Below are 10733 nucleotides of genomic sequence, written 5' to 3'. Positions count from 1 at the left end.
ACCCGAGGGTCGAGACAGAGCCTGACTGTCGCGATCGCAGCCGCCTCGAGCAGCGCGCTCCACCGCGGCGGCTCGGCCTTGGGAATGTGCAGCACCAGGGGCATCGCAAGCACCAGCGCGGCGTCCTCCGGGTCGGGACGGCCACCGTACCCGGCAGCGAGTACGGCGTGGCGCGGCTCCCACGTCGAGTCGACGCCCACCTCGTCGGAGGTGGAGTCCCTGTCGTCGCAGGGGGTGTTCCCGCCCTTTTCCGTCACGTCAGGGGAACTCGTCTCACCATGCCGTCCACGGCGTCGGCGGCCTCGATTTCGTCCCGGGTGACACCGAGAATGAACAGCACGGCGTCGAGGAAGGGATGCGAGAGAGCGGTATCGGCGACCTCGCGCAGTGCCGGCTTGGCGTTGAAGGCGATGCCCAGCCCGGCAGCGTTGAGCATGTCGATGTCGTTGGCGCCGTCTCCGACAGCAACCGTCTGTTCCATCGGCACGCCCGCCTGGTCAGCGAACTTACGCAGGGCAGTCGCCTTCGCCGCACGGTCGACGATGTCACCGATCACCCGCCCGGTCAGCTTGCCGTCCACGATCTCGAGCGTGTTGGCCTGGACGAAATCCAATTCCAGTTCATGGGCCAATCCCTCGATGACCTGGCGGAACCCGCCGGAGACCACACCGCAGTGGAAGCCCAACCGACGGAGTGTGCGAATCGTCGTCCGGGCCCCCGGCGTCAGCTCGAGACTCTCCGCCACGTCGTCGATCACGGACGCATCGAGACCGGCGAGAGTCGCGACCCTCTGGTGCAGCGACTCCGCGAAGTCGATCTCGCCGCGCATCGCGGACTCCGTGACGGCGCGCACCTCGTCCTCGACTCCGGCCCGGGCCGCGAGCATTTCGATGACCTCGCCCTGCACGAGCGTGGAGTCGACGTCGAACACGATGAGCCGCTTTGCACGCCGAGCGAGTCCACCGCGTTCCACCGCGATGTCGACGTTCTCACGAACGGCCACCTCGGCAAGTACGGTCCGGAGCTGCTTGTCCCTCTCCGCGTTGCCTGGCGCACTGACGAGCAACTCGAGTCCGGTGACCGGATAGTCGGCGATGCCGCGGATCGAGTCGATGTTGACACCCAGGGTGGCCATCGCGCGGGCCACCGACCGCAGCGAGCGTGCGGACACCGGACTGCCGAGAATCACCACCGCGTGCGTGGGCAGGGTCTGACGGCCCGGATCCGCGCCAATCTCCACGTCGACCGACATCCCGACGGTCGCCATCGCGTCTTCGATTTCTTCGTGCAGCGCCTCGCCGTCGCCGGGGCATGCCACGAGCACGCCCAGGGTCAGTCGTCCGCGGATCACTACCTGCTCCACGTCGAGGAGGCTCACGTCGTGGCGGGAAAGCACCGCGAACAGCGCGGAAGTGACGCCTGGCCGGTCGGGCCCCGTCACGGTCACCAGAACAGTGGTGTCAGCTGCACCCACAACGAACTCCGTTCGTCTCACGCACGCTGTAGAACTCCGTTCATCTCATGCACGCTCCAGAACTCCGTTCGTCTCGCAGGATGCGGAACTCGGTTCGTCTTGCTCGCGCGGTGTGTCCGGCATCTATTGTGCCAAGTGAAAGGCCCCGCCCGATGCTGGGGCGGGGCCTTTCCGGATCATCTTTGTGTCAGCGACCGGAATCTGTTCCGGGATCGCCTTCGTTGCCGACAGTCAGCGGCGCGTGACGCTCGTCCTCGAGGACCATGCTGGCCTGCTTGCCACCGTGACCGGGCCCGACGTGGGCTTCGGCGCGCATCGTCTCGACCATGTGCGGGTAGTGCAGCTCGAATGCCGGGCGCTCGGACCGAATGCGCGGCAGCTCGGTGAAATTGTGCCGGGGCGGCGGGCAGGACGTGGCCCACTCGAGCGAGTTGCCGTAACCCCACGGATCGTCCACCGTGACGATCTCGCCGTAGCGGTTGCTCTTGAACACGTTCCAGACGAACGGAAGCGTGGAGGCACCGAGCACGAACGCGAAGATCGTGGAGAACATGTTCAGCGACGTGAACCCATCGGACGGCAGGTAGTCGGCGTAGCGACGGGGCATGCCCTCGTTACCGAGCCAGTGCTGGACAAGGAACGTGCCATGGAAGCCGACGAACGTGGTCCAGAAGTGCCACTTCGCGAGGCCCTCGTCCATCATCCGGCCGGTCATCTTCGGGAACCAGAAGTAGATACCGGCGTAGGTGGCGAACACGACGGTGCCGAAGACCACGTAGTGGAAGTGGGCGACCACGAAGTAGGTGTCCGTGATGTGGAAGTCGAGCGGAGGGCTGGCCAGGATGACACCGGACAGGCCACCGAAGAGGAAGGTGACCAGGAAGCCGATCGAGAACAGCATCGGCGACTCGAACGTCAACTGCCCCTTCCACATGGTGCCGATCCAGTTGAAGATCTTCACACCCGTCGGGACGGCGATGAGGAAGGTCATGAACGAGAAGTACGGCAGCAGTACGGCGCCGGTGGCATACATGTGGTGCGCCCACACGGCGATCGACAGCGCCGCGATGGCGAGGGTGGCGTACACCAGGCCGCTGTAACCGAAGATCGGCTTACGGCTGAACACCGGGAAGATCTCCGAGACGATGCCGAAGAACGGCAGCGCGATGATGTACACCTCGGGGTGCCCGAAGAACCAGAACAGGTGCTGCCACAGCAGAACACCGCCGGTTGCGGGGTCGAAGATGTGTGCACCGAGGTGCCGGTCGACGAAGAGGCCCAAGAGTGCAGCGGTCAGCAGCGGGAAGGCCAGCAGAATCAGGACGCTGGTGATGAAGATGTTCCAGGTGAAGATCGGCATCCGGAACATCGTCATGCCGGGGGCGCGCATGCTGATCACGGTGGTGATCATGTTCACGCCACCGAGGATGGTGCCCAGACCACCGACGGCGAGTCCCATGATCCACAGGTCCGCACCCACACCCGGCGAGTGAAGGGCGCTGGAGAGCGGGGTGTATGCGGTCCAACCGAAGTCGGCGGCACCACCGGGGGTGATGAAGCCCGCCGTCGCGATGATCGCGCCGAAGAGGTACAGCCAGTAGCTGAAGGCGTTCAGACGCGGAAAGGCCACGTCCGGTGCGCCGATCTGCAGCGGCAGGATGTAGTTGGCGAACCCGAACACGATCGGAGTCGCATACAGCAGCAGCATGACCGTGCCGTGCATGGTGAACAGCTGGTTGAACTGTTCGTTCGACAGGAATTGCATGCCGGGTACTGCAAGTTCGGCACGCATCAACAGGGCCATCAGGCCACCGATGAGGAAAAAGATGATCGAGGTCGTCAGGTACATGATCCCGAGCACCTTGGGGTCGGTGGTCGTGATCATTTTGAAGATGAACGAACCCTTGGGTCCCTGCCGCGGCGGGTAAGGCCTGGCTGCAGCTATCGCGGGGACTGGCTGGGGCGCTACGGCAGTCACTAATCCTCCTGAATGCGCGTCCGACCCCGGCCTGCGAGGTGAACGTTCTCTGGCTTGCGCTCAACGAATCGTAGACCGTGCCCTGAGCGGCCACCGACTCGGTCCTACCCACTGTCGTACTTGCCCCGTTCTCGAGCAAATCGGAGTGCTCGTCACCAGCGATTTGCCCGGCGCGCGTGGCCGTCCTCACCCCCTCGCAGCGTGTCGCCCGGCTTCTTCGCCGTGCTGCCCACGCGGCCGTCCGACCCCCGAGACGCGCCGCCATCGCACCTGTTCGTCATCGGATTGTGCTCGACCCGCCGGACACGTTCGGGGTGGACAGGCACAGCAGCTAACCTGAACGCGCCCGCACACACAGGAAGCCGCCGACTTGTCCCTTCCCCTGATCTCGAACAGCGCGATCTCGACCACTCGCCGCGCGTCCACCGGTCTCGTCGCCGCGCTGGCCGTGCTTACTCTCGGTGGCTGCTCCCAGCCCGCCGACGACGATCCCGCCGATGCCATTGTCCGGACGACGACGATCATCGCGGGTGCCGGAGTGGTCGGAATCGAGAGGGACACCACCGCCGCCTGCGCCGAGCCCGCACCCGCCGATGCTGCCCCGGGCGCCGGAGCGACGCATCCCGTCGTCCACACCGAAGGGGTGAGCGATGTGCCGGTGGATCCACAGCGCATCGTCGTTCTCGACAGCGCGGCGCTGGATGCGGTGTGCGCACTCGGGTTGTGGGAGCGCGTCGTCGGCGCGGTCACCAACGATGGTGCAAGGCCGCAACCGGGGTATCTCGGAACCGGGATCTCCGCGATCCCGAGCGTCGGCTCCCCGGACTCCCCCGATGTGAACCTCATCGCCCAGGCGTCGCCGGATCTCATTCTCGGATCGAGTCCGGTATCGGAGGATCTCTACGACACGCTCGCACCCGTCGCTCCCACCGTGTTCGTCGGCTCCGACCAGGTGTATTGGAAGGCCCAATTCGTTCTGGCAGGGAACGCGCTCGGACGCGCAGACGCCGCGAGAGCCGCCCTCGAGCAGTACCAGCGGGAGGCACAGCAACTCGGCGTCGACATCGATGCCGCGCAAACACAGGCCTCCATCGTGCGATTCGGCGCCGACACCCTCGACGTCGAGGGGCCGGCCACATTCGCGGGACAGGTCCTCACCGACGCCGGTGTTCGCCGGCCCCCCTATCAGAAGTTGGAGGGCACGGTCACCCAGCCGTTATCCGGCGACGACATCGACCTGGCGGAGGGCGACATCATCTACGCCGTACTCGGCGGCGAGGACGGCAAAGCCCATGCCGAGGACGTCATGTCGGGCGAACCGTGGGAAGACCTCGAAGCCGCCGTCGACAGACGAGTGTTCGCCGTCGAGGGCGACGTCTGGGGCGGAAACGGTCTGGTGGCCGCACGCGCGGTTCTCACCGACCTGAGAAATACGTTGAACACCTACGTCGGGTAGAAATACGTCCGTGCCGATCCCCGACTTCATCACAGGCCTGCGCGCTCACGTCGGACACGCCCCGCTGTGGCTGTCCGGGGTCAGCGTCGTGGTCCGCGACGGCAACGACCGAATTCTCTTGACCCGCCGAGCCGACAACGGCTTGTGGGCCGTGGTGTCGGGAGTTCTCGAGCCCGGTGAGGAGCCGGGTCCGGCGGCGCGACGCGAGGTACGCGAAGAGACCGGTGTGGACGTGGAACTGGTCCGGATCACCAGCGTCGACGTCAGCGCACCCGTGACCTATCCCAACGGCGATGTCTCGCAGTACCTCGACGTGTGTTTCCTCGCTCGGTACGTCGACGGCGATGCCCGGGTGGCCGACGACGAAAACCTCGAAGTGTCCTGGTTCGCGCCGGATGCCCTGCCGCAGAACCTCACCGACACCTCACGTCTCCGTCTCGAGAAGGCGGTCGCCGACCGTCCCGAGGCGTGGTTTCGCGCCTGAAGCACCCTCATCACCCACCCCTCGGCGGGTGATGAGGGCAAGCGGGTGATGAGGGCAAGCTAGAAGTCCCAGTCCTCGTCTTCGGTGTTGACGGCCTTGCCGATGACGTAGGAACTGCCCGAGCCGGAGAAGAAGTCGTGGTTCTCGTCGGCGTTGGGCGAGAGCGCGGACAGGATGGCCGGGTTGACGTCGGTCTCGTCCTTGGGGAACAGACCCTCGTAGCCGAGGTTCATCAACGCCTTGTTGGCGTTGTACCGCAGGAACTTCTTGACATCCTCGGTGAGCCCGACCTCGTCGTAGAGGTCCTGGGTGTAGTCGACCTCGTTGTCGTACAGCTCGAAAAGCAGCTCGAACGTGTAGTTCTTGAGCTCTTCCCGTTCGGCCTCGGTGAGCTGCTCGAGACCCTTCTGGTACTTGTATCCGATGTAGTACCCGTGGACGGCCTCGTCACGGATGATGAGCCGGATGAGGTCGGCCGTGTTGGTCAGCTTCGCCCGCGAGGACCAGTACATCGGCAGGTAGAAGCCCGAGTAGAACAGGAAGCTTTCGAGCAGGGTGGACGCCACCTTGCGCTTGAGCGGCTCGTCGCCCTGGTAGTAGTCCATGACGATCCGGGCTTTGCGCTGCAGGTTCGGGTTCTCTTCGGACCAGCGGAACGCGTCGTCGATCTCACGAGTGGAGCACAGCGTCGAAAAGATGGAGCTGTAACTCTTGGCGTGCACCGACTCCATGAAGGCGATGTTGGTGTACACCGCTTCTTCGTGCGGGGTGAGGGCGTCGGGAATGAGGCTGACCGCGCCCACGGTGCCCTGGATGGTGTCGAGGAGCGTGAGCCCCGTGAACACCCGCATCGTCAGCTGCTTCTCCTGCGCAGTGAGCGTGCCCCACGACGGGATGTCGTTGGAGACCGGCACCTTCTCGGGCAGCCAGAAATTGCCGACGAGACGATCCCACACCTCGGCGTCCTTCTCGTCCTGGACGCGGTTCCAGTTGATCGCGGATACGCGACTCACCAGCTTGACCATTGAATCCTCACTTCGTTCGGGTAGTGGAACCGCCTAGAGCATGCAGGAGACGCAACCTTCTACCTCGGTACCTTCGAGCGCCATCTGCCGCAAACGGATGTAGTAGAGCGTCTTGATGCCCTTGCGCCATGCGTAGATCTGCGCCCTGTTGATGTCGCGGGTGGTGGCGGTGTCCTTGAAGAACAGTGTCAGGGACAGGCCCTGGTCCACGTGCTGCGTAGCCGCAGCGTAGGTGTCGATGATCTTCTCGTACCCGATCTCGTAGGCATCCTGGTAGTACTCCAGGTTGTCGTTGGTCAGGTAGGGCGCCGGGTAGTAGACACGGCCGATCTTGCCTTCCTTGCGGATCTCGATCTTCGACGCCACCGGGTGGATGGAACTGGTGGAGTAGTTGATGTACGAGATCGACCCGGTGGGCGGGACGGCCTGCAGGTTCTGGTTGTAGATTCCGTGCTTCTGGACGGACGCCTTCAGATCGCGCCAGTCGTCCTGCGTCGGGATGTGCACGCCGGATTCGGCGAACAACTGACGCACTCGCTCGGTCTTCGGTTCCCACACCTGATCGGTGTACTTGTCGAAGTATTCACCGGAGGCATACTTCGACTCCGGGAATCCCTTGAAATACGTGCCCCGCTCGATGGCGATCCGGTTCGATGCCTGCAGCGCATGGAACACGACCGTGTAGAAGTAGATGTTCGTGAAGTCGATGCCCTCATCGGAGCCGTAGTAGATCCGCTCGCGAGCGAGGTACCCGTGCAGGTTCATCTGCCCGAGTCCGATGGCATGAGAATCGTTGTTGCCCTGCTCGATCGACGGCACCGAGTAGATGTGCGTCTGATCGGACACTGCGGTGAGTCCGCGGATCGCCACCTCGATCGTCCGCGCGAAGTCCGGCGAATCCATGGTCTTCGCGATGTTCAGCGAGCCGAGGTTGCAGGAGATGTCCTTGCCGACCTTGCTGTACGAGAGGTCGTCGTTGAACAGGGACGGGGTGGAGACCTGCAGGATCTCGGAGCACAGGTTCGAGTGGGTGATCTTGCCCGCGACGGGGTTCGCCCGGTTCACCGTGTCCTCGTACATGATGTACGGGTAACCCGATTCGAACTGCAACTCGGCGATGGTCTGGAAGAACTCGCGCGCCTTGATCTTCGACTTGCGGATCCGCTTGTCGTCGACCATCTCGTAGTACTTCTCGGTGACGTTGACATCCGCGAACGGCATACCGTAGATGCGCTCGACGTCGTACGGCGAGAAGAGGTACATGTCCTCGTTCTTCTTCGCCAGCTCGAACGTGATGTCGGGGATGACGACGCCCAGCGACAGCGTCTTGATCCGGATCTTCTCGTCGGCGTTCTCCCGCTTGGTGTCGAGGAACCGGTAGATGTCCGGGTGGTGCGCGTGCAGGTACACCGCGCCGGCACCCTGACGTGCGCCGAGCTGATTGGCGTAGGAGAACGAGTCCTCGAGCAACTTCATGATCGGGATGACACCCGAGCTCTGGTTCTCGATCTTCTTGATCGGGGCACCGTGCTCACGAACGTTGCTGAGCAGCAACGCAACTCCGCCGCCGCGCTTGGACAGCTGCAGGGCCGAGTTGATGGAACGTCCGATGGACTCCATGTTGTCCTCGATGCGCAGCAGGAAGCAGGACACGGGCTCGCCGCGCTGCTTCTTGCCGGAGTTGAGGAATGTGGGGGTGGCCGGCTGGAACCGGCCCGCGATGATCTCGTCGACGAGCTTGAGGGCCAGGTCCTCGTCGCCCGCGGCGAGAGTGAGCGCCACCATGCACACACGGTCCTCGAACCGCTCGAGGTACCGCTTGCCGTCGAATGTCTTGAGCGTGTACGAGGTGTAGTACTTGAACGCGCCGAGGAACGTCGGGAACCGGAACTTCTTGGAATACGCGTGGTCGATCAGTGACTTCACGAATTCACGTGAATACTGGTCGAGAACCTCGGGCTCGTAGTAGTTCTCCTCCACGAGGTAGTCGAGCTTCTCGTCGAGGTTGTGGAAGAAGACCGTGTTCTGGTTGACGTGCTGCAGGAAGTACTGACGGGCCGCGGCGACATCCTTGTCGAACTGGATCTCACCGTTCGGGCCGTACAGGTTGAGCATGGCGTTGAGTGCGTGGTAGTCGAGACCGTTCGTCGAGTCTCCACCGCGCGCGTCTCGCTCTACGCTCCCCGCGTCGATGGTGTCTGTGATGGTAGGTGCCACTGTGCTTGCTCCCGCTCTGCCTGTTGTTCCCAGAATTCGCCCAGCCCCTCTCGAACCCGCTCGACGTCCTCACGGGTGCCCATGAGTTCGAAGCGGTACAGAAAAGGAACCTGACACTTCTGAGAAATGACGTTTCCGGCGAAGCAGTAGGACTCGCCGAAGTTGGTGTTGCCGGCCGCGATGACCGCCCGAATCAAAGATCGGTTGTGTGCGTTGTTCAGAAATCGGATGACCGGCTTGGGCACATAGCTGGTGTCCCGGCCCATCGAGGTCGTTCCACCGCCGTACGTGGGGACGATCAGCACATAGGGCTCGGAAACCTCGAAGCTGCCCTCGGGGTCATGGATGGGGATGCGCGTCGCAGGCAGCCCGAGCCGCTGGACGAATCGGTGCGTGTTCTCCGAAGCGCTGGAGAAGTACACCAGCGATGTCATCGGTTCTCACCATCTCGACTGATACTGCCAATGTTCCTGTTTGTGTACTGCATCTACCTTGCGCACCTTGCGGCCGATCGTTACCGTCCGGGCACTGGTTCCTCTCTGCGTCCCGACGGCTCCGTCGCTTCGCTTCAAGCAGCGTTTGCCGAGAGGGTCTTGATGCGGTCGGGACGGAAGCCCGACCAGTGCTCGTCACCGGCCACGACCACGGGCGCCTGCAGGTATCCCAGTGCCATGACGAAGTCCCGAGCCTCGGCGTCTTCGGTGATGTCGACGACGGAGTATTCGACGCCCTCCTTGTCGAGAGCCCGGTAGGTGGCATTGCACTGAACGCAAGCGGGCTTGGTGTAAACCGTGATGCTCATGAAGTCCCTCTTTCCACTGCCGAATGAAGCTGACGAAGTGTGTGTTCAGCGCACTGAGATCTCCCCTGGCCGAGCCGCTCGCCGAGCGGATCCCGTAGTGGTCTCTCAGTGCTCAAGACACTACACCTAGTGGCCGACAGAAACACCAAACCCGAGATGTTGTGAGTCACACGGATGAAATTCGCAGGTCGCCCATCGCGGACCGGAAATATTGGTGAACCCTTCGGCGTGTCACACATCACCCTTTCGGCGTGACACAGGCCACTTCGCGTCGCGGGCCGAGCACGTCGGCCCGAGGAGCCTACGTCACCCTCGCGGACACGCCCGAATCCGGAACCAGGCGGTCCGGAAACGGTGGTCCACTCGTTCTCCCGGCGCGCGCGATCCTCCTGCCGAAGGGTTTTCTGCACACCCCTCCGCGAGCGCACCCAATGCCCACCGGACAGGTCCGCGGCCCCGCCCGTTCAGCGCGGGCATCCGCTTGCCGATCGGTAACTGCGGGTCCCCGGTCCGCAGACCGGTACCTTGAGCGAATGTCCGCAGACTCCCCCGGCGAGGAAGCGCCCCGATACTCTGCGCGGGTGGTGCGCACCCACCGGGTCACCCCGTACATGCAGAGGATCACCCTCGGCGGCGATGGCCTCGGCGGCTTCACCTCCACCGGCATTCCCGACGAGCGAGTCCTGCTGGCGTTCCCGCCGGACGGCGCCGAGAAACGGAGCTACACCGTTCGCCGCTGGGACCCGATCACCCGTGAGATGGACATCGACTTCGCGGTCCATGCCGGTGGGACCGCAGCGCGCTGGGCCGTGCAGGCCACTCCCGGAGAGGTCCTCGGCGTCTCCCGCGCGTCCGGCTGGTATGCACCTCCCGCCGACACCCGGTGGCAGCTTCTCCTCGCCGACATGACGGCACTTCCGGCCGTCGGACGAATCCTCGAGGGCCGGCCGGCCGGGAGCCGCGTACACCTGATCGCCGAGATCGTGACAGACGACGACCGGCAGGACTTCACCACCGACGCGGACTACACCGTCACCTGGCTGACCGGAAGCGGCAACGGCGTCGGCGCCGGCAACCTTGCCGAGGCCGCCCGGACGTGGGAACAGCCGGACGGGCCCGGATACGTGTGGTTCGCCGGGGAGGCGACGGTCTCGCGGGCGGTGCGGCGCAGGCTCCGGCACGAACTCGGTTGGACCGCAGACCGATACGACGTCATCGGCTACTGGCGCGACCGTAAGGAGGAGTGGCTCGCGCACTACGAGACGGTTCGAGAACAGATAGAGGCCGCCAGGGACAC

At 64.0% G+C, this 10733-nt stretch carries 9 protein-coding genes and 1 pseudogene; 3 read left to right on the top strand and 7 right to left on the bottom strand.

Features of this window, described 5'->3' with window-relative positions; genetic code table 11:
- The 3 genes and pseudogenes from WAW17_RS00340 to ctaD all read right to left on the bottom strand — a co-directional run.
- Positions 1-200, bottom strand: a pseudogene (locus WAW17_RS00340) (peptidyl-tRNA hydrolase); the annotation flags it as partial.
- A gap of 53 nt (positions 201-253) precedes the next feature.
- A complete protein-coding gene (gene serB, locus WAW17_RS00335; RefSeq protein ID WP_422331046.1) occupies positions 254-1474 on the bottom strand; it encodes a phosphoserine phosphatase SerB in 1221 nt (406 codons plus the stop codon).
- A 187-nt stretch (positions 1475-1661) separates the two neighbouring features.
- Entirely contained in the window at positions 1662-3452 is a 1791-nt protein-coding gene (gene ctaD / locus WAW17_RS00330) for a cytochrome c oxidase subunit I (RefSeq protein WP_422331045.1), read from the bottom strand.
- 370 nt (positions 3453-3822) lie between these two features.
- Here ctaD and WAW17_RS00325 point away from each other — a divergent pair, with 370 nt between their 5' ends.
- Both WAW17_RS00325 and WAW17_RS00320 read left to right on the top strand, forming a co-directional pair.
- Entirely contained in the window at positions 3823-4908 is a 1086-nt protein-coding gene (locus WAW17_RS00325) for an iron-siderophore ABC transporter substrate-binding protein (RefSeq protein ID WP_422331044.1), read from the top strand.
- 10 nt (positions 4909-4918) lie between these two features.
- Positions 4919-5392 carry an NUDIX hydrolase gene (locus tag WAW17_RS00320; RefSeq protein ID WP_422331043.1) on the top strand — a complete coding sequence of 158 codons (474 nt, stop codon included), beginning with the start codon at positions 4919-4921 and terminating at the stop codon, positions 5390-5392.
- A 59-nt stretch (positions 5393-5451) separates the two neighbouring features.
- Here WAW17_RS00320 and nrdF read toward each other — a convergent pair whose 3' ends face one another.
- The 4 genes from nrdF to nrdH form a co-directional block, all read right to left on the bottom strand.
- Positions 5452-6417, bottom strand: coding sequence for a class 1b ribonucleoside-diphosphate reductase subunit beta (gene nrdF / locus WAW17_RS00315; protein WP_422331042.1), 966 nt, complete (start codon positions 6415-6417; stop codon positions 5452-5454).
- Positions 6418-6450: 33 nt separating this feature from the next.
- The gene (gene nrdE, locus WAW17_RS00310; protein WP_422331041.1) at positions 6451-8634 is read right to left on the bottom strand and encodes a class 1b ribonucleoside-diphosphate reductase subunit alpha; all 2184 of its coding nucleotides are present in this window, start codon (positions 8632-8634) and stop codon (positions 6451-6453) included.
- The gene (gene nrdI / locus WAW17_RS00305; RefSeq protein WP_422331040.1) at positions 8592-9068 is read right to left on the bottom strand and encodes a class Ib ribonucleoside-diphosphate reductase assembly flavoprotein NrdI; all 477 of its coding nucleotides are present in this window, start codon (positions 9066-9068) and stop codon (positions 8592-8594) included. The genes nrdE and nrdI overlap by 43 nt, the downstream gene beginning before the upstream one ends.
- A 134-nt stretch (positions 9069-9202) precedes the next feature.
- A complete protein-coding gene (gene nrdH, locus WAW17_RS00300) occupies positions 9203-9436 on the bottom strand; it encodes a glutaredoxin-like protein NrdH (RefSeq protein ID WP_422331039.1) in 234 nt (77 codons plus the stop codon).
- 533 nt (positions 9437-9969) lie between these two features.
- On the opposite strand from nrdH, the gene WAW17_RS00295 reads away from it, so the two are divergent.
- Positions 9970-10733: siderophore-interacting protein (locus WAW17_RS00295; protein ID WP_422331038.1), on the top strand; the 764-nt coding region annotated here is incomplete at its 3' end.

It is taken from the genome of Rhodococcus sp. (in: high G+C Gram-positive bacteria) (assembly GCF_049286785.1).
Classification (GTDB): domain Bacteria; phylum Actinomycetota; class Actinomycetes; order Mycobacteriales; family Mycobacteriaceae; genus Rhodococcus_F.
The sequence above is the reverse complement of the archived record's forward strand: the minus strand, read 5'-3'. Positions and strand labels throughout refer to the sequence as shown.

Bases quoted from the DNA above. Each gene is read 5' to 3' on its own strand.
- nrdF (WP_422331042.1), bottom strand. From the start codon at position 6,417: ATGGTCAAGCTGGTGAGTCGCGTATCCGCGATCAACTGGAACCGCGTC.
- nrdI (WP_422331040.1), bottom strand. From the start codon at position 9,068: ATGACATCGCTGGTGTACTTCTCCAGCGCTTCGGAGAACACGCACCGA.
- nrdH (WP_422331039.1), bottom strand. From the start codon at position 9,436: ATGAGCATCACGGTTTACACCAAGCCCGCTTGCGTTCAGTGCAATGCC.